The sequence below is a fragment of the Sphingobacterium sp. CZ-UAM genome (assembly GCF_002000245.1).
Lineage (GTDB): Bacteria > Bacteroidota > Bacteroidia > Sphingobacteriales > Sphingobacteriaceae > Sphingobacterium.
In genome coordinates this window covers 17,405-36,838 of the sequence record NZ_MTCM01000009.1, presented here as the reverse complement: position 1 = coordinate 36,838, position 19,434 = coordinate 17,405, and the positions used below count along the sequence as shown (strand labels likewise).

The 19,434-nt window shown below is 42.7% G+C and carries 21 protein-coding genes; 10 read left to right on the top strand and 11 right to left on the bottom strand.

Annotated features, from left to right (window positions below; all coding sequences use genetic code 11):
• Positions 1 to 9: 9 nt before the first annotated feature.
• The 6 genes from BWD42_RS22720 to BWD42_RS22695 all read right to left on the bottom strand — a co-directional run bounded on the left by BWD42_RS22720 (position 10) and on the right by BWD42_RS22695 (position 4,398).
• A complete protein-coding gene (locus tag BWD42_RS22720) occupies positions 10 to 474 on the bottom strand; it encodes a DUF2231 domain-containing protein (RefSeq protein WP_077438708.1) in 465 nt (154 codons plus the stop codon).
• A 4-nt stretch (positions 475 to 478) separates the two neighbouring features.
• A complete protein-coding gene (locus BWD42_RS22715) occupies positions 479 to 1,135 on the bottom strand; it encodes a DUF3347 domain-containing protein (RefSeq protein WP_077438707.1) in 657 nt (218 codons plus the stop codon).
• 11 nt (positions 1,136 to 1,146) lie between these two features.
• The gene (locus tag BWD42_RS22710; RefSeq protein WP_077438706.1) at positions 1,147 to 1,578 is read right to left on the bottom strand and encodes a hypothetical protein; all 432 of its coding nucleotides are present in this window, start codon (positions 1,576 to 1,578) and stop codon (positions 1,147 to 1,149) included.
• An 11-nt stretch (positions 1,579 to 1,589) separates the two neighbouring features.
• Positions 1,590 to 2,483 (bottom strand): DUF3347 domain-containing protein, encoded by an 894-nt coding sequence (locus tag BWD42_RS22705; RefSeq protein WP_077438705.1) that lies wholly within the window; start codon positions 2,481 to 2,483, stop codon positions 1,590 to 1,592.
• A gap of 367 nt (positions 2,484 to 2,850) precedes the next feature.
• On the bottom strand, positions 2,851 to 3,336 hold the full coding sequence (locus BWD42_RS22700) for a hypothetical protein (protein WP_077438704.1): 486 nt from the start codon (positions 3,334 to 3,336) through the stop codon (positions 2,851 to 2,853).
• A gap of 255 nt (positions 3,337 to 3,591) precedes the next feature.
• Entirely contained in the window at positions 3,592 to 4,398 is an 807-nt protein-coding gene (locus tag BWD42_RS22695) for an alpha/beta hydrolase (protein WP_077438703.1), read from the bottom strand.
• A gap of 230 nt (positions 4,399 to 4,628) precedes the next feature.
• On the opposite strand from BWD42_RS22695, the gene BWD42_RS22690 reads away from it, so the two are divergent.
• From BWD42_RS22690 to BWD42_RS22680, 3 genes are all read left to right on the top strand, one after another.
• Positions 4,629 to 5,054 (top strand): SRPBCC family protein, encoded by a 426-nt coding sequence (locus BWD42_RS22690; RefSeq protein ID WP_077438702.1) that lies wholly within the window; start codon positions 4,629 to 4,631, stop codon positions 5,052 to 5,054.
• 187 nt (positions 5,055 to 5,241) lie between these two features.
• Positions 5,242 to 5,700 (top strand): MaoC family dehydratase, encoded by a 459-nt coding sequence (locus BWD42_RS22685; protein ID WP_077438701.1) that lies wholly within the window; start codon positions 5,242 to 5,244, stop codon positions 5,698 to 5,700.
• Positions 5,701 to 5,754: 54 nt separating this feature from the next.
• Entirely contained in the window at positions 5,755 to 6,225 is a 471-nt protein-coding gene (locus BWD42_RS22680) for a GNAT family N-acetyltransferase (RefSeq protein ID WP_077438700.1), read from the top strand.
• A 43-nt stretch (positions 6,226 to 6,268) separates the two neighbouring features.
• Here BWD42_RS22680 and BWD42_RS22675 read toward each other — a convergent pair whose 3' ends face one another.
• Positions 6,269 to 7,243, bottom strand: a complete 975-nt coding sequence (locus BWD42_RS22675) for a YeiH family protein (RefSeq protein ID WP_077438699.1) — start codon at positions 7,241 to 7,243, stop codon at positions 6,269 to 6,271.
• 259 nt (positions 7,244 to 7,502) lie between these two features.
• Between BWD42_RS22675 and BWD42_RS22670 the strand changes: the two genes are divergently transcribed.
• A complete protein-coding gene (locus tag BWD42_RS22670) occupies positions 7,503 to 7,862 on the top strand; it encodes a bleomycin resistance protein (protein WP_077438698.1) in 360 nt (119 codons plus the stop codon).
• 272 nt (positions 7,863 to 8,134) lie between these two features.
• Here BWD42_RS22670 and cysM read toward each other — a convergent pair whose 3' ends face one another.
• From cysM to BWD42_RS22650, 4 genes are all read right to left on the bottom strand, one after another.
• Positions 8,135 to 9,007 (bottom strand): cysteine synthase CysM, encoded by an 873-nt coding sequence (gene cysM, locus BWD42_RS22665; protein WP_077438697.1) that lies wholly within the window; start codon positions 9,005 to 9,007, stop codon positions 8,135 to 8,137.
• An 11-nt stretch (positions 9,008 to 9,018) separates the two neighbouring features.
• A complete protein-coding gene (locus BWD42_RS22660; RefSeq protein WP_077438696.1) occupies positions 9,019 to 9,828 on the bottom strand; it encodes a serine O-acetyltransferase in 810 nt (269 codons plus the stop codon).
• Positions 9,829 to 10,141: 313 nt separating this feature from the next.
• Positions 10,142 to 10,525, bottom strand: a complete 384-nt coding sequence (locus BWD42_RS22655) for a DUF3037 domain-containing protein (protein WP_077438695.1) — start codon at positions 10,523 to 10,525, stop codon at positions 10,142 to 10,144.
• Entirely contained in the window at positions 10,503 to 11,300 is a 798-nt protein-coding gene (locus BWD42_RS22650; protein WP_077438694.1) for a HipA family kinase, read from the bottom strand. The genes BWD42_RS22655 and BWD42_RS22650 overlap by 23 nt, the downstream gene beginning before the upstream one ends.
• A 285-nt stretch (positions 11,301 to 11,585) precedes the next feature.
• On the opposite strand from BWD42_RS22650, the gene BWD42_RS22645 reads away from it, so the two are divergent.
• From BWD42_RS22645 to BWD42_RS22620, 6 genes are all read left to right on the top strand, one after another.
• Positions 11,586 to 12,128: a DUF1599 domain-containing protein gene (locus BWD42_RS22645; RefSeq protein ID WP_077438693.1), complete on the top strand. Its 543-nt coding sequence runs from the start codon at positions 11,586 to 11,588 to the stop codon at positions 12,126 to 12,128.
• A 4-nt stretch (positions 12,129 to 12,132) separates the two neighbouring features.
• Positions 12,133 to 13,320: a BT_3928 family protein gene (locus tag BWD42_RS22640; RefSeq protein ID WP_077438692.1), complete on the top strand. Its 1,188-nt coding sequence runs from the start codon at positions 12,133 to 12,135 to the stop codon at positions 13,318 to 13,320.
• A 6-nt stretch (positions 13,321 to 13,326) separates the two neighbouring features.
• Complete coding sequence (locus BWD42_RS22635) at positions 13,327 to 13,842, top strand: shikimate kinase (protein WP_077438691.1); 516 nt, start codon at positions 13,327 to 13,329, stop codon at positions 13,840 to 13,842.
• Positions 13,843 to 13,859: 17 nt separating this feature from the next.
• Entirely contained in the window at positions 13,860 to 14,798 is a 939-nt protein-coding gene (locus BWD42_RS22630; protein WP_077438690.1) for a glycerophosphodiester phosphodiesterase family protein, read from the top strand.
• Positions 14,799 to 15,119: 321 nt separating this feature from the next.
• The gene (locus BWD42_RS22625) at positions 15,120 to 17,966 is read left to right on the top strand and encodes a TonB-dependent receptor domain-containing protein (protein ID WP_077438689.1); all 2,847 of its coding nucleotides are present in this window, start codon (positions 15,120 to 15,122) and stop codon (positions 17,964 to 17,966) included.
• 14 nt (positions 17,967 to 17,980) lie between these two features.
• Entirely contained in the window at positions 17,981 to 19,219 is a 1,239-nt protein-coding gene (locus tag BWD42_RS22620; protein ID WP_077438688.1) for a hypothetical protein, read from the top strand.
• Positions 19,220 to 19,434: the final 215 nt, after the last annotated feature.

The window sequence follows — 19,434 nt, the reverse complement described above, 5'->3', positions numbered from 1 at the left end:
TTCATGCAATTACTTAATTAAAACTCCATTACTTTTAGGTCCCACACCATACTGATAGACCAGCCGTGCGCCATGGTGTCCCGCGATAAATAGTGTCACAGACAAACTTATCAACAAAATCACGATCAAATAGTTTGTCCAGATGACTTTACGCCATCGCAATGCCACGAAGCGTACAACTGTGGTTATCCCCGCCAGCCAGAAGCTGATCCAGGCATAACGTTGGTGGGTATCAAACACGGCAAAGGCTTCTTCATCCGCATCTCCCGAAATATGGGATGCTGTCTGGATTGCTGCAAAAGCCCCTATTGTTCCCAAAAGCAATAGGACAAAAGTCACTATATTTAACTCCTGCCGATAGCGGCTATAGCTTACAGCCACCGCCTGACTGAGCAAAGCTAATAGCAGCAGCACTATAGGGAAATGAACCACCAAGGGGTGCAAGCTGGGAAACCCTTCAAACAATTTCTCCATCACGCTATTGAATTGTTTCTACAGTAGATCCACAGGTCGGCATTGATTTGCCCAAATAAGGATTGTCAATTGCCTTTTGTTTGCTCAACCAATGCGCGCCTTTACCCTCATTATACATTGGACAGTGTTGATAATAGACCGGAGCATCAGGCTTTACTACTTTTAGCAATGCGTACATATTTTTGGATAGCGTCACAAAATGCTCACGTTGATGTCCATTTTCATCAATCCCGGCGATATGTTCTGTATCAAAGGCCAATTTCCGTTGATACTGTTTCCAAGCAGCTGCGGTAGCGGTCTCCAGCTTGGCGGCATCAATTTTTGCAACCACAGCCTGCATCTTTTTGGCAGCCTGCTGTGCCACCTGCCCATTATCTCTTGCCAGCGCATCTTTTAATTCAAAGTAAGCACTGTACACCTCATCAAGAGATCTATCCTTTGCAACCGGAGCATCGGCTTTTGTATTAGCAGCGGTTTCAGTAACCTCCGCTTTTGATGCTGTATCGGCTACCCCAGCTGTATCTGCTTTCGTTTCATGCGTAGCTGCGCTTGTCTCCTCATCTTCCTTCGCCGTATGTGCAGCATGCGTATGATTCGGTTTTGAGTTGTTGCAGGCAGCAAGTGTCATTGCTGCAACTACAATCAGTATTATTCTTTTCATTTTAAGTCTATTTATTGGTTTATATTTTCAACGTATTTCCGATAATTTTCTTCGTTTTCAAAGTAGGAAACCTCACCCTGATCACCCGTTATGGCAATCGCTGCATTGGCCTTATCAACCTCTTTCTTGGACAAGGGATCAATAGCAACACGAACGGCGGCCTCTTTAGGGATTCGTTCCTTACACATTTCACAGCAGCCATAATAAGCCCTGCCCTCATGTTTGACCAGCAGTTGTTTCTTGGCCATAAAAGCATCGTTGACCATACATACCTCTTCAGTAGGTACGAGATCCCCTTTTTTGTACTGCTTTGCAGCGGTTGTTACCTGCATCGTTGTATCTTTTTCAGAACTTTTATGCGCTGCTTTCGATTTGCTTTGCGGATTGGTGCATGCCGTCAATGTGAGGACAAACACTGCTATAATAGCAACTAGATATTTCATGGGGTCAGCTATTAGTTAAGCGTTTCAACTGTGCTTCCACAAGTGATCATTTGCGCTCCGTAGAATGGATTTTTAACGGCCTTTTCCTTGCTCAACCAATTTGCACCTTTCCCCTCGTTAAACATCGGACAATGTTGATAGTAGACAGGGCTCCCGAAAGAACTCACTTTGGCCAGTTCATAGAGCTTCGTCGAAAGTGAGGCAAATGCAACACGTTGTTTGGTCACATCCTTGCTTTTCGCAATGGTTGCAGCATCAGCAGTCAGATTGTTCATCACCTTCATCCAGACAGTATGTTCAGCGGATGCAAGCTTATTCATATCCACGGCCTTGATTGCTTCCTGCAATGCAGCTGCCTTGGTAGCTGCCGTCTGGGCATCCGTCTTGACCAGCGCATCTTTTAAAGCAAAGTATTGATCGACCACATTTGTCAGCGGCGTTACTTTTCCGGTTACCGCTGCTGCTGCCGTAGTATTTTGGTGAGCTGAATGATCTGTTTGCCCCGACTGATGTTGTCCACTAGGTTCTGTAGCTGTTGCAGTATGCGATTTTGATACTGGTTTTAATGTCCGTGTGTATTGATCTGCTTTGGGCAACTTGGCATAAGCATCGTCTGGTGCCAGAAACTTCTCACTGTCAAATCCTGCCAAGGCAATACGTTTTAAAACCTCATCTTCATTGGTTTTTGAAGCATCATAGGTGATGGTTGCAATTTTAGTTTCCTGGTTCCAGTCTACTTGGGCGGTCTTTCCGGCCCTGCCTTCCTGCTCGATGACAGTTTTTGCGGCCGGGGTATTTCCAAAGACTTTTACCGTTGCTGTTTTCGCATTTTTGATCTGTGCCTGTATCGTGTTATTGGTCAGTAATACTAGGGTTACTAAGCCAATTATTGAAATGGTTTTCATCTGTAAATATTTATTTATTCGTGTTTATTTTAATTGTATTCATACACATACAACGTTCGATTATTGATAGTGTTTGTTTTCATTGGTCTCAATGAACTCGTTACACTTGGATTGTATTGTAATAACGATGGGATATCCCCCAAAAATTTGATTCATATTTATGCTTTTCAAATAAGAGTACCTGATGGCGCATAAATTTCTGATGAATAACTATGAAAACTCCGCTAACAGCTAGCCAGTGAAAGCTAGATACTGTAGACAATCAACGGATCATATGATCCAATGGGTATTTTTATTTCATACATTAAGAGGGATTTGGGTCGCGGACGGCGATCCAACAAGACGTAGCATGGGCTACGATCGATTACTAGACTAGCTTAGGCGGCTGCCAGATCGAAAAATAAGCATCCGGGCAAAAAGGTTGCTTATACAGTGTATACAATTTGAGCTGATCGTTATCTGACATCAATATAGAATCTGCTTCTTCGAAAGAGATCAAGGGATTACATTGCATCGAAGTACGGCATGATTTTTCGGCACAGTGTTTCCCACAGTCATCCGCCTGATCTCCTGAACTCCCCGAGTCTTGCTTTTTGTCTTTACAGCAATCTTTGGACGCTCTATCCTTTACATCTTGCGTCTTGCCAGTAGGATTTGGCTCCTGAGCTTTCTCAATATGTTTTAGATCTCGGACCTGCTCGCTTTCTTTTACATCCTGACTTTTTTCGGAGCAACAGGACTTTTGCTCTTGCTTCGGCTTTTCCGGCAATGAATGGCAAGCAAAACCCAGACTTGGCGCTAAGAATAGCCCCAAAATACTGATGACCAACAAGATGTTGACTTTTGCCCACATAAGATTCAAATTTTATATTTTTTAAGCTATAATACCTTCTTTACCAAAGAGAACTCCGATTGCTGATATTACGGAATAAAGATCGTCACTATTTTCTAAATAATGGTTGTAATATTTTTTAATTTATTTATAATATTTCAGTTCAGCTTTTCCTGGGCATTTGGGGTAATTATATTTCCATTTTCCCACTAATTGGACCTAACAGGGCAGCAGTAAGGCAATCGGAACATAGTCAGCAGCCTGATTATTGCGCCGCTACTTTTCTAATTCCTTTATCCAGTTCAGCAATAACAGGCATCCCGGTGCGTAAACAGCCCCATGATCAAAGCCCTGCAATTGATATAAAGACGTTTTCGCATGGCCGACCTGTTTTAATATGGCTGCAAGGTGTGCATTTTCTTCATACCGGGCAGGCAGTTCCAATCGGGCATCGCCTGTAATCAGTACAATAGGCGGTGCATCCTTCCGTGCGAAAGAAATAGGTGCGTACTGATCGATCTGTGGAATTATCATGGACTGCCCGCGTTCCTTTTTGATGGTATAATGTGTATTGGTCTGACCACTGATCGGTGCGAGTCCTTTTATACTATTCGCGTTGATACCCTCTTTTTGCAGATAGCTGCTATCAAGTCCTACCATTAAAGCCAGATATCCCCCGGCAGAGTGCCCCGATACAAAGATTCTCGATGGATCGCCGCCATAAGAAGCAATGTTGGAAAAAGTCCAGGCAACCGCTTCCGCGGCATCTTCAATGTAACCCGGAGCTTTTACCTTGGGACTTAGCCTATAATTGACCGCAACCACGGCTACACCTTTATCCTTCAATTCTAAAGGAATAAATTTATTCCCCTCTTCGAGCCCACCACCATGAAACCACACAATCGTCGAGAAATGCTTTCGGTCGGTCGGCACGTACAGATCGAGCTTGCAACGTTCCTTTTTATACGCATCGGTATCAGTAATTTTACAATAGCTAATATCCGCTATTGTACGGTATTTTTGAGCAAAAGTGAGGTTGGATGAAATGAATAAAAAGAATGCGACAAGGAACTTTGGGGACATAATAAATGAGTTTAAGGATTCACATTCATAAAGTTAGCAAAAACCCTTCAGATCCCCATCTTTCGAAACAAAATTGTTGCCGCAATGCCATCAAGCAACAGGCCAACAGCCTCAGCTTATTTTTTTCAGGAAAAACCAGGGATTATATCAGGGACGACATAACAAAAGATAAATTTTCCTGTTATAAGTAAGGGAACTATAATTACTTTAGAAAAAATTATTAACGCAATATGGAGCAGATAAAAATACAAGCGCATATCGATGTGCGCGTAGAGATCATCTGGAACGCCTATACCTCAGCCGAAGACATTATGCAATGGAATCAAGCGTCAGATGATTGGCATTGTACGGATGCGATCAACGATTTGCGCATTGGTGGAACATTCAAAAATCGTATGGAAGCCAAGGACGGATCCATGGGTTTTGATTTCACAGGAACCTATACGGCACTCGAACCTTTCAAAAAAATAGCCTATGTGATGCCTGATGGCCGTCAGGTCTCGATTACTTTCAATGAGAAAAAATCGGGAACTGATGTTATCGTTATTTTTGACGCGGAATCCGAAAACCCGATAGAAATGCAACGTCAGGGCTGGCAGGCTATTTTGGATAACTTCAAAGCGTATGTAGAAAATACCTATGGCAGCTTATCCTAACGGAAAAACCATTCCATATGGCAGTTTCGGGTTATTCAGCTGACGACGATCACTTCTATATAGTAGACATATAAATAACAGACATACTTGGATTGCCAACGACAATGGTTATCTTTAGCCAAAATTTGATATCTCCGTATGTAACCGACGGAGCAAATTCCAACGACAAGCGATAAAGACATAACATATGACAATAATTAACAATTATGAAGAGTACAAGGCCTTTGAAGGAAAATCATTAGGCGAATCTCAATGGCATACGATTGACCAAAAACAGATTAACCAGTTTGCCGACGCAACCTTAGATCACCAATGGATCCATCTTGACAGTGAAAAAGCAAAAACAGAAAGTCCATTTAAATCGACCATTGCACACGGCTATCTGACGCTATCCCTTATTCCTTATCTATGGAAACAGATTGCAGAAGTACGGAATGTCAAAATGGAAATCAATTATGGTATCGAAAACCTGCGCTTTGCACAACCGGTCCTGGTCGATAATCAAGTGCAGCTGCATACACATGTAAAATCGGTTACAAACCTTCGGGGGGTTATCAAAGTGACCATTGAAGCAACATTAAAAATTAAGGATAGTGCCAAACCAGCCTATGTTGGAGATGTTATCTTTTTATACCACTTCAATTAAATCGAATTCAATTCGAGCAGTATTCATTTTAACAGATTCAGATAAACTACTTTCATGTTAGCTGAGATCGAAATACAACAGATCACAAATCATAAGGACTATCCTTATGATTTGTTGCTTCTGGCCGACGAGACTGTCGCTGCCATCAATAAATATGTTTTTGACTCCATGGTCTTTGTTGTGCAAGAAAAACAACGGCCTATTGCGGTATTTTGTCTATACCCCATTGACAGCAATACACTGGAGATCAAAAATATTGCTGTCGCTGCTTCACATCAAAATAGAGGACTTGGGAGCAAAATATTACAATACATCCAGGAGACTTATTGCACACAATATCCGAATCTGATTGTTGGAACCGCCGATTGTGGTTTCGATCAGATCCGATTTTATGAACGTAATGGCTTTGTTCAATACGGCGTCCGCGCGAATTTTTTTATAGAGAATTACGAACAGCCCATTTATGAAAACGGTCAGCTGTTAAAAGATATGGTTCTGCTAAAATATCAGTCCCAACAGTCCTAACGACAATCATTCGTCAATGGCTATTTGATAGATGCTGTCTTTGTTAAAGAAAGTAGTAAATATAGAGTAATACGGGAACGGCAAGACATAACCACAATAGCAGTCCCTGCAGAATCGCCTTATAGCCTACCGACAGTATTACATCCTTTGAGAGGCTAGCTCCGATTAAAAAGAGCGTCAATGTAAGCCCGATCTTGGAGATGTGGACCACATGGGTACCTATTTCCTGAAAAAATGGAATATAACTATTCAAAATAATAGCCAGTATAAATAACCCGATAAAATAAGGAATCTTTATCCCTGCTCCCTTGGTATTGAAAGCAAAAGCACTCAATAGAGCTATAGGAATAATCCACAATGCCCGCGTTAATTTAACAGTCGTTGCCACCTGTAGGGCTTCGGTTCCATACTTACTTGCCGCACCGACTACCGAACTGGTATCCTGTATTGCAACCGCGCACCAAAGACCAAATTGAGTCTGCGAGAGATCCAACGCACGACCGATAACCGGGAAAACAAACAAAGCAATTGCATTCAGTACAAAGATAGTTCCCAAGGCCACACTAATCTGTTTTTCATTGGCTTTTACTGCCGGCGATACAGCTGCAATGGCACTGCCTCCGCAAATAGCTGTTCCCACAGTAATAAGATAAGCAGTCAGTTTTTCGAGTTTTAAGAATTTGGCCAATACAAAGCCCAGCAGCAATGTCCCGATAATGGAAATAACAGTCAGCAAAAATCCGTCTCTACCTGTCTGGATAGCGGAGTCAATATGCATACCGAAGCCTAAGCCAACAACAGAAAACTGCAAAAGAATTTGCGTGGCTTTGTGGTTAACAGCCAAAAAAGGATGCCCGATCCATTGGGCAACAAGAATACCCAGTAACAGGGCCAAAGGAGCTGACACCATCGGTGTCAGGCATAAGATAAAAAGGAGGATAAAAAGGATTTCCCTGACGGAAACCTTCCTGTTAAGTAAATAGTTATAGCGCGCCGTGAAGCCAGCTTTTTTATACATGATTTTGTGTTTTGATCTGCCACAAATTTGAATAACTTTTACTTATTACTAAAACTACAAAAACAAATAAGTCATAACCACACGTTATACAAAACCTCATAATCCTCACCTCTTGGTAATTATAAAATTACCCCTACAACATACCTCCCTTAGAGATCTTTAAGTACTTAGGCGAAAAAATAGGATTTACAGCTAGGCTAGAATAAAAATAAACCCTTATATTTCAGCAAGATTCAAATAAAAAGCAATACTTGAAAAAATGAAACTAACTACAATACATCCAAAATTACCCATGCGTAATAAGGCCATTACCAAGGATTTTTATGTCGGTCAACTTGGCTTTGTGGCCTGTGGGGCCGCAGACTATGAAGATTATCTGATGATCAAAAAAGATCAGGTCGAAATCCATTTCTTTTCTTTTAAAGAACTGCTGCCTCAAGAAAACTACGGCATGGTTTATATTCGTACCGATGATATTGATCAACTCTATCAGTCTTTTTTAGAAAATAATATTGCTATCCATCCCAATGGTAAATTGATGACCAAACCTTGGGGACAGCGGGAGTTTTCCATACTCGACCCGGATAATAACCTATTAACCTTTGGAGCCGGGGAATAGCATCGAAAAATGGTCTAATCTAACCTGGTGGTGTAATTCAGCCCAGGTATAGCGCAGTTCCTGCCCCTTGGCCGGAAACTGTTTTTATTGGATCGATATCCTGAGTTAAACGTCGGGCTATCTGACGGAAAACAATACCACTGATAATGTGGACAATCCGCATTGACAAAAATAGATACAATAAGAGAAAAAAGAAGCCAGTCTTTATTACGCTTTGTTTTCGGGTAATAAAGATTGGCAATATTATTTAATTAGCAATCCTTTAAGCGGGACTAACCAAATAAGTCTGAGCTCAGGTAGCGATCGCCCCGATCGCAAGCGATAAAGACAATAATACCTGCCTCAATTTCATTGGCAATTTTAAGGGCTCCGGCAAATGCTCCACCCGTACTCATACCGGCAAATACCCCCTCACGTTTAACCAGCTCGCGTGCCAGTTCGGTCGCTTCCTGTTGTGAGATATCGATCACGCGGTCCACACGGCTTGGATCAAATATTTTGGGCAAGTAGGCTTCTGGCCAGCGTCTGATTCCAGGAATAGATGACTCGGGCGTAGGTTGACAACCGACAATCTGAATGGCTGGGTTTTTATCTTTGAGGTAAATAGAATTCCCCATGATCGTTCCCGTGGTCCCCATTGCGCTCACAAAGTGGGTAATTTTTCCATCTGTATCACGCCATATTTCTGGTCCCGTCGTTTTGATGTGGGCTTTATAGTTATCCGGATTGGCAAATTGGTTTAAGATAAAATAGCCTTCCTTTAACGCTTTTTCTTCGGCATAGTCCCGGCATATTTCCATCGATTCCAACAGTGTGACCTTAGCACCATAAGCTTCCATCGTAAGTGTCCGCTCGCGGGTAGAGGATGCCGGCATGACCAGTTCCAAACTTAAGCCATATATTCCAGCGATCATGGCCAAGGCGATCCCTGTATTACCACTTGTCGCTTCAATCAACTTGCTTTCTTTCGAAATGTCGCCACGCTCCATGGCCGAACGGATCATATTTAAGGCCGCACGATCTTTGACAGAACCTGCAGGGTTATTTCCCTCCATCTTTGCAAAGATCCGTACATTGGGATTCGTATGAAACTGAGTGATCTCCACCAATGGCGTATTTCCGATGGTATCTATAATATTTCCCATATTGTGTCTATCTATATGATTGGTTTTGAATCTATGAATTTTGTTGTTGCCTGATGATACACAGTCGTGTAAGGTTCCACTGAACTTGTCAGCCAAACATTACCTCCGATCACGGAATGATGACCTATACGTGTCTCACCGCCCAAAATCGTTGCGCCAGAATAAATAATGACATGGTCTTCAATCGTCGGATGACGTTTTACATTTGAAAACACTTTGTCCACACTCAAGGCCCCCAAAGTGACACCTTGGTAGAGTTTAACGTAATTACCTATCGTACAGGTCTCCCCAATGACTAGGCCGGTACCATGATCGATGTGCAGGTGATGGCCAATGGTCGCTCCCGGATGAATATCGATACCTGTTTTGGAATGTGCATGTTCGGTCAATATCCTTGGAATGAGGGGCACACCTAGGCGGTGGAGTTCATTTGCCATTCTAAAAATACAGATCGCAAAAAAGCCGGGATAGGTCCGTACAACCTCACGTTTATTCTGCGCAGCCGGATCTCCATCCATCAAGGCATCAGCATCCCAGCACATCAGCTCATACAAGGCCGGAATACGTTCAAAAAACTGATGGGCCACTTGTGCATGATTGCAATCACCACAGGCTTTTGACTTGCTCAGCAGCTGTTCCAGCTCCAATTCAAATTGTTCAAAAGCAAGTTTTACATCCTCTACCGATTTCATTTCGCCAGAATTTCGCTCCGGAAAAAGCACATCCAAAATTTTGGTTGCCCAACCGCAGATCTTCTTATTGGAAGGCATTTCTAAAACAGCCAATTGCTGCTCATAGATATGTTGATAAAAATCATGCATCTTCAAAAGTAAATATTAAACAAACCCAGATAAAGTAAGCATCCTAAATAAAGTAACCAATATATACGATCCTAATTGAGTAACATTCAAATCTAATGTCTTCTCCTGTTCTTCAAGTACCTTATCTTTAAACAAAGATACTATACAATATTGATAGATTAAGCCTTATTATCCTTAAAATCTATGATTAAATCATTTTTTAGTGTTAGTTTGGATCCGAGGACAACAATAGATTTTTTACCTACAGTACCGTATAATCATCACTTCTTCATTTTATTGGCACAAATACCAATCTGGTTTTTAATTATGCTGATCAAAGCACTAAGCGCTCAAACAGGTTCTGCAACGTAACCTCAGGATCTTCACAAAGTCCGGGATGTGAAGCCGAACATTGGATGACCGTGCTTCGCTTGGCTGTAAGCCAACGAAAACGTTCTGTGATATCCAGCGCAGCCAGCTTTCCGGCATCTTTATCGCCGTTACAGATCCGTTGAAACGAAGCCAAATGGTTTTCAATCAGTTCCAATTCAATTTTAGGGCAGAGCGCACGGACCTTCTGCTCATCTACGGCATAAATCATTTTGGCAAAACGATATTTGCGGCAATAGAGTGCAATACCTACATTGATAAATTCCTCACGCTCTACACGTGGTACCACTCGTACCACAGCATATTCATATAAGGTTCTTTCTGGCATCAGCTATCTGTTTTACAAAAATCGACGAACTCGCTACACGTTGTTTCAGGAATGAAACGTATACTTCTCTCGCATCCGCTGCTGACAATTCACGTTCGGAATCCGCCAACCATTCGTCCGGGACCACAGCGAGTATCTTACGGAAAACGTCTTCGGTAAAAATAGGGCTAAATTCCGCATCTATTTTTTCGACGATGTCCGCATTTTTTAACAAGACATGATCTTTGATCTGCACGAAGGGTTTGACCGACTGTTCTTCCCAATTGTCCCAGCTGTGATGGAAATATAGGGATGCGCCATGGTCGATCAGCCATAGTTCTTTATGCCAGATCAGCATATTGGTGTTCCGTACCGTACGGTCCACGTTCATCAATAAAGCATCCAGCCACACAATTTTTGAAGCCTCTTCTGCACCGATCACGTCGACATTGGCATCAAAAGTAATCGCACCGCTCAAAAAATGGAGCCCGAGGTTTTTCCCCACGCTAAATTTGAGTAGATCCTGTATTTCTTCATCTGGTTCGGAGCGTCCGAAAGATTCATCAAGATGTGCAAAGACGATTTCAGGAACTCTTAATTTTAAAAGTCGGGCAAGCTCTCCTCCGATCAGCTCCGCAATCAATGCCTTACGGCCCTGTCCTGCTCCTCTAAATTTGATGACATAACTAAAGCCGTCATCTGCATCGACCAGCGCAGGTAGAGATCCGCCCTCCCGAAATGGCTGAACATATCGGATAATTTCTACCTCGCGAATTATAGGTTGTTGAAAAATCATGAATTTCTATTTTCTTGCTATTCAAAGTTGGCAACCAACTCTGCGCATAATATCAAACTAGGATAAAGTTACCTTATTTACAGATTTGTTCAGCATATCCGATGCTGATTTATTACAGCCCCGCTATCGTCTAACCTTTTAACGGTCGAAATATCTCAAATATTTATTTAAATTTTAGCAAAATAGCGCAAATTGTACATTCATTTGACCATCAGAAGTACTATTTTCTAATTATATTTGTCCTATAATCTCGACTTGTCTCATCAAGTTCTTTTCAAAAGCAATATGGATACTATTCAGGAATATAACAGTGTGATCAAGCACTGCCAAGATTTATTTATTAAAAAAACAAAAGACTATGGCACGGCATGGCGGATTATGCGTCTATCCTCCATTACGGACCAGATTTATATTAAGGCACAACGTATACGTACTCTTGAAGTCAAAAAAGTATCTAAAGTTGGTGAAGGTGTGGTGGATGAATACATCGGCATCATTAACTATTGCATTATGGCCATGATCCAGATCGACTTAGGCGAAGATGGGGAGGAGAACCTCGATCCCGCCTTTGTCAATCAGAAATATACCGAGAAAGTCACCGAAACCAGGGATCTTATGCTGGCCAAGAATCATGATTATGGAGAAGCCTGGCGCGACATGCGGGTATCTTCGATGACAGATCTTATTCTCATGAAAATTCACCGCGTCAAACAGATTGAAGACAACGATGGCCAGACCATTGTTTCGGAGGGTATTCATGCCAATTACCAGGATATGCTCAACTACGCAGTATTTGCGTTAATTAAGTTAGGACTCGCACAACAATAATCGGATGATGACAGCAGCACAACAGACAACAAAGACAAACTACCTCTTAGGTTTTTGCCGTATTTTCACTGGACTTCTTTTTATTTTTTCTGGATTTATCAAGGCCAATGATCCTACAGGTTTCGGTTATAAATTGCAGGAATACTTTGAGGTATTTCACCTGACTGCATTCAATGAATACGCAACGGCCATTGCTGTGGTGATCTGTGGTTTTGAAATCTTATTAGGGGCCCTTTTGTTGTTTGGTGTTTATGCCAATCTGGTGGCCTGGGGACTACTGCTATTGATCCTGTTTTTCACCTTTCTGACATTCTATTCCGCTTTTTTTGAAGTCGTCACTTCCTGCGGCTGTTTTGGTGATGCCATCCCACTGACCCCTTGGCAATCCTTTTCCAAAGATCTGGTGCTCCTGGCCCTGATTCTGATCATCTTCTTTAACCGCAAACAGATCCGGCCTATCATCAAAGGGTCCGGCAATCAATTTGTCGTCACCTTGATTACTGCCGTGGTTTCATTGGGTATTGGTATATATACGGTTAATTATCTTCCTTTTATTGATTTCCTGCCTTATAAAATCGGTAATAATCTTCCTTCGCTGATGGTTCTTCCAGAAGGGAAACAAGGCGATGTCTTTGAACAGCTCTATACCATGAAGAACAAAAAGACGGGTGAAACCAAAAAAGTGAATGACAAAGTGTATATGGAGGATAAATTATGGGAGGACGAGTCATGGGAAATCATCGGGGAACCGGAAAGTAGACTTGTTAAAAAAGGATATGATATTCCTATCCCTGACCTATTGATCACAGATGCAGACGGTGCGGATCATACGCAGGAGATCATTTCCAATCCATATTATAACGTGATCATCGTCGCCAAAGATCTTTCAACAGCCAATATCGATGCCCTCCAGAAAATCAATCAGACGGTGACGCAGATGACCAAAGATTATAACGGTCTTCGTGTCGTTCTGTTGACGGCTTCGGCGTCCAAAGATGCGCAGTATCTGAGCGACAAAATGCAATTGATCGCCGAAATCTATTATGCGGATTTAATTCCGTTGAAAAGCATGGTCAGAGCAAATCCGGGGGTAATGCTATTAAAAGGTGGAAATGTAATGGGCAAATGGCATTACAATAATTTCCCCGATGCCAAGACGATTGAAGATAATTTTTTAAGTAAGGACAAATAATACAATATGCCTAAACCTATATTTTTGATTGGCTATATGGGCAGTGGAAAGACCACGCTAGGAAAAAAGCTTGCCAGCAAATTAGACTTACCTTTTATTGATACTGACGAGGAGATCGTCAAGCAGATCGGCATGAGTATTACCGAATATTTCGGCCAACATGGCGAGGCAGCCTTTCGGGAGCTGGAGCGCGAACAGTTACGCAAATTTGCAGGCAACTATGCTGTCATCTCTACCGGTGGTGGTGCGCCCTGTTTTTTTGACAACATGGAATGGATCAGAACCAATGGCTATGCAGTCTATCTCCAAATGACGCCTAAAGCCTTATTTGATCGTTTGTCGCAATCAAAATTACACAAAAGACCTATATTGATCGGCAAATCGCCAGAAGAATTAAGGGCCTTTATCGAAGAAAAATTAACCGAACGCGAGCCCTATTATACGCAGGCTCATCTAACAATAGATCAGCTCAATACCCCAGTAGAAACTTTAGTAGACCTGATCAGCCAGTATAATTTATAATCGCACAATAGTCCATCATGAGAATTCGTCTGTACTGTTTCATTTTAATTCTGACCTGTATAGCTGTTGGCGGTTGTTTTCGCCATAGCGGCGACACAGAGGGATTACCTGTGGGCAAGCGTATCCAACTGACCACGGTAGAGGATCTTTATCAGTTTTTGACCTATGATGACAACCGCTATCCACTGGTCAGCCTGCATCGTGGTGGACCGTCCTCCGGTTATCCAGAAAATGCCTTAGAAACCTTTGCTTATAATGCCAGTCTACAACCCGTTATTGTGGAATGTGATGTCAGGCTCAGCAAAGATTCAGCGCTGGTGCTCATGCACGACAATACACTAAACCGTACCACTACAGGCCGTGGATCTGTCAGTGAACGCACATTGGCCGAACTTAAAAAACTGCGTCTGGTGGACAATAACAAGAAAATAACACCTTACAAAATCCCGACATTGGACGAAGCACTTGCTTGGGGAAAGGGAAAGGTCATTTTTACACTGGACATAAAAAATGAGGTGCCTTACGAATCTGTGATCAATGCTATCCGTAAACAACGTGCCGAATCCAGCGTTGTTATTATCACCTATAGTGCCGGCCAGGCAGGTAAAGTGCACAACCTAGCAGGAGATCTGATGATATCCGCTTCGGTGAAAAATCTGGATGATCTAACCCGTCTTAACGAAAAAGATATTCCCGACAACAAGCTCCTGGCTTTTGTCGGCACACGTGAAGCTGATCCTGAGCTGACCAAAGTATTGCATGATCACGGGATTATGTGTATTCTGGGTACCCAAGGCAATCTCGACCGGCAAGCTGCCAAGAAAGGATTCCAGCTGTATGCCAGTTTTATTGAACGTGGTGCTGACATCTTGAGTACTGACCATCCAAAGGAAGCTGGACGTGCCTTAAATTTCTATGTCAAAAAAAGAGGGATAACGTCCAAATTTGTGCAGTAAACATTCAAGTTTATAGTCCGCCCCCTTACCATAAAACCACTGGAATACTTCGACCTAATCCCATCCTATCGCTCGTGTCCGATGAAAAATTATCTTCGGATAGAGCAGAAAAGGCAACCGTTCCGAGTTTCGGACAAACGACTTAAATAACATTCATTGCAATTCAACTAAGCTGTTTCCAATTAAACAGTTAGACTGCGAGTGTTTTTGTTAAAAAAAGTTAAAAAGCAATTTGCCAGTTTTCAGGATATGTTTACCTTTGCGCAAAATTTACCTTATTTAGATCAAAACTAAATAAAGAAAAACTGTCTGTAAAATCATATGTATCAATTTTTTACTTTTTTGAGCATCACTTTGCTTTCCTGTTTTGCCCTTCAGGCGCAAAATATCGAAGGTATCGTATATGACAAAAGCACCGGTGGGATCGTGCCGGGAGCAAGTGTAATCATTAAGGAGCGTCCTCAGAACGGCACTGTTGCAGACGCAAATGGAAAATTTAATCTTGTACTTCACAATGGTGAGACCCTCCTGATTAAAATGGTCGGCTACAAGAACTTCGAACGCTATTTTTCGAAGGTACCGGAAGGACAACAGGTTGAGATCAGTCTTGAATCCGGTGTTGCACTGGACGAAGTATTGGTGACAGCAAGTTTGGCCAATTCTCGGAGTAAACGCGCGATAGGTTCCAATGTAGATCATATTGATGCTGCAGATATCGTCGCAAAAAGTAATCCCTCTTCGCTAGCAGAACTGGTAAACGGAAGAATCAGCGGTGCCCAGGTATACAATACGAATGGAAAAGTAGGCATGCCCATCCGTTTTGACATTCGTTCAGCGGCAACTTTCAGCATGGAACGTGATCCGCTGATTTTTATTGATGGTATACGTTACAACAGCAATAACACCGCCGATGTGAACTCAGCGCAAGAAGCGATGAGTGCATTGAATGATTTACCGATGAACGATATTGCTTCTATCGATGTGATCAAAGGACCAGCAGCGGCAGCATCTTATGGGGCAGAGGCAGCCAATGGTGTTGTTATTATTCAGACCAAGCGCGGTCTGAGCGGCAAAAAAGGTGTGGCTGTCAATGTAAAATATACGGGCGGTTTCAGCGAACTGGCTAATAAATACACAAAATATGTCAACAACGATGCGCTGAACAACTTTTTTGACCGCGGTCATCAAAATCAGTTCTACGCCAATTTATCGGCACAGTTTGATCAGGCAAACAGTCTGTTCTTTTCGGCCAACTCCAATAGCACCTCAGGTATTGTTCCGGGCAACAAAGACAATAGACAGACTTTTCGTGCAGGATATGATTTTACGAAAGACAACTTCAAACTGGGTTTCACCGCTGGCTATGTCAAAGGTAAACTGAGCATCCCACAGTCAGCTTCGGGACGTGATGATGCTATCTGGAATCTGATGCGTGATCAGAAGCCCTGGCCTTTTATTTCCGAAGAAACCTGGCGTGCCATTGAGAAAAGCTATTCCAATGACCGCTTTACAGGAAGTGTCAAATTAAACTATACGCTTCCTTTTAATATCAAGCTGGAAAGTCTTGTGGGACTTGACCTCAATCGGATCGATGGGTTGAATTACCTTCCTTATGGCTACTTACAGGGCACAAATAGTACCGGTGCCAAACAGGTCAGTGACCGTAAAAACCAGAATATCAACTGGGACATCAAGTTGTCGCGCAACTTTGCCCTAACCGATAAATGGCAACTGAATCTGGCCTTACTATCGCAGTTGACCAAGTCTACCGAAAAAGTGAACGGTATCAGCGTACGCAACTTTGCTGTACCGGGCATCAGTAATATCTCCTCAGCAGCTGAAATCTTAGGTACAACCGATACCTATTTCGAAAAACGTACCCATGGTATCTATGGTGAGGCATTTTTAAGCTACAACAATCAGTTGTTTATCAATACCGGGGTCAGAAGGGATGTGTCCAATATGATCGGCCGGAATGTAGCGAGTATCTGGTACCCCACAGTGAGTGTTGCCTACAATGTGAAACCGTTTGAATTTATGCAAGGCAAAATCGACGAATGGAAAATAAGAGCGGCTTATGGTGAGTCTGGTCGTTTACCTTATCCAAATGATGCACAGACGGCCTATCTTGTCGAGAACTCTTCCTTCGGGCCTTTGGTAAGACCTTCGCGCAAAGGTAATCCCAATATCAAACCTGATCGTACCGGTGAGTTTGAGATCGGTACAGATATCAGCTTTTTCAAACAACGTTTGGGCTTTACCTACTATCTGCAAAACACACGTGATGCAATTGTATACACCACATTATTACCCTCTTTGGGCTGGCCTTCAAGCTTAAGCGGCGACTATCCCGAAAATGTGGGTAAAATCCGCGGTAAAGGGATAGAAGTGACTTACAATAGCCGCATATTTACCAGTGGTAATCAGAAAAACAGCCTGGATCTCTTCGTCATCTTCAACCATCAGTCCAATAAAGTCATCAGCTCAGGTGGCCATGATATTATTAACACCGTGAATCTGATCCGTCCGGGACTACCTGCATTCTCCTTCTATACAGGTATATCCGAGGGCGCCAATTTCAACGACAAAGGTGAATATACGGGACCCAAAGAGAGTGCTCCACAGGTATTGGGAAAACCTTTCCCAACCTACAATGGCTCCTTTGGCTTCAATCTACAACTGGTTAACAACCTGCGCATCCAATCTTTATTTAATTATTCTAAGGGCGCTAAAGTATATAATATTTCCAATCGAAACGTAGCCAGCCAGGGGAATAACTTCAAGGCAAGCGAGGATCTCAAAGCATTACTTGCTACACAAACTCCAGGTACGCCGGAATACATCGCAACGTCGAACGAACTTTCAAAATATGCCGGTCCACGTGGTAATTTCATTGAAAAGGCTGATTTCATCCGTTTGAGTAATGTGACTATTTCCTATGATTTGGGTGCCTGGGCCAAGAGACAGACAAACGGTCTATTCAAAAGCTGTGTGCTGTCATTGACCGGCAACAACCTTTGGCTGACAACAAATTATGGTGGAGTCGAACCACAGATAGATTCACAGGGTGGTAGTAAACGTAACCGTGGTATCAGCTATTTATCCTCCGACTGGACTGCAGTACCTGCCCCGCGTAGTTATGCCATGAGTGTAAATATTGGTTTTTAAAAAAAATGATGATTATGTCTATCAAAATAAAAGATTTTTGGAAAGTAGGATTAGCCTGTATGGCAGTACTTATCCTTTCCGCCTGCGACAAGTGGGTAAATGACACCAAATTGCCGGACAACACCATTGATGAGTCACAGCTAAACAACATCGCTATGCTTGGTCGTATTGAAAAAGGTGCTTATGTCTATGGTCCTGTCATCGCCGGAATATGGCGTGCCGGAGCAACATCCGCTTCGGATCTACTGGTCGCTTCGGGGGCTATAGTGGATGAGATCGTTCCTACCGCAGTTCCAAACTCTCCTTTCTATAAGGAGCTGGATGAAGATAAATTAACACCGGACAATACCTCGCTATTTAGTGTATGGTCCAATGTGCAAAATTACCGTGCACGTGCCGAAGACGCAATTGCCAATGCAGAATCGTTAAATCCGACAGATGAAGATGGTATCAAGATTAAACAAGCGGCATTGGTAAATGCCCGCTTACATGCCGGCTATGCCTGGATGCTGATGGCGGATTATTTCAGTGTCAGCAACAGCAGCCACTCTGTCTACGCGGATCATAAAGAAGTCAGTCATCAGGAAGCCTATACCAAAGCGCAAACCTACTGGCAGCAGGCGCTTCCTTCCGCCACCGATGTCGAGAAACGACTGCTTCACGCGCTACTGACAAAGCTGGGAATCCATACCGGCAATCATCCCCTAGCCGTACAGCATATCAATCAGTCATTTACCGCAATGGAAAACTTCAGCTTTCTCAATACCGTAGGCAATGTCAGTAACGCTTTCTTTAATGCATTGAATATTAACTCCAGAGATGCGGCCGTTGACCCGACTTTGGTTGCCGCATCAAAAACAATCGCTGATAAAGCCCGTGTTCCGGTAGTAAAAGCTGCCAAAGGACATTGGTCGCTGAACTTGTTCAAGGAAAGAGATCCATTACTTGTCAGCGATTTTGATGAGATGCAATTGATCCGGGCAGAATTGGTCATTCGCGGACTGATGACAGGTGATGCCGTGCAACTTGTTAATTCGGTGATTTCAAAATATGATGCCTCGGGATCCTCAAACTATGCCGCGTCGACGACGCTAACGCTTAATGAAATCGTTGTTGTCCGTCGCATATTTTTATCCTGGCGTGGTACACGTATCATTGATCTGAGAAGGTTTAAAATTGATGGCGATGTCAATCCTGGTTTCACCCAGCGTAAATGGCAATGGATCGGTATACCCGAAATTGAAACACAATAATCAAAAATAATCCATGGAAACACTTTCAGTCCCAACAAAACTGAAGCGACATGATCATTGCGTAGGTTAACTTGATATGATCAGATAAATAATAAGGCCGTGAGAATAGGGTATCCTACACGGCCTTTGTCCTTATTATAAAATAAACCTAAACTGCCCCACAGCTATTTATCTATATAACATTACCTATCTTACGGTGAGATGCCCAATTGTCC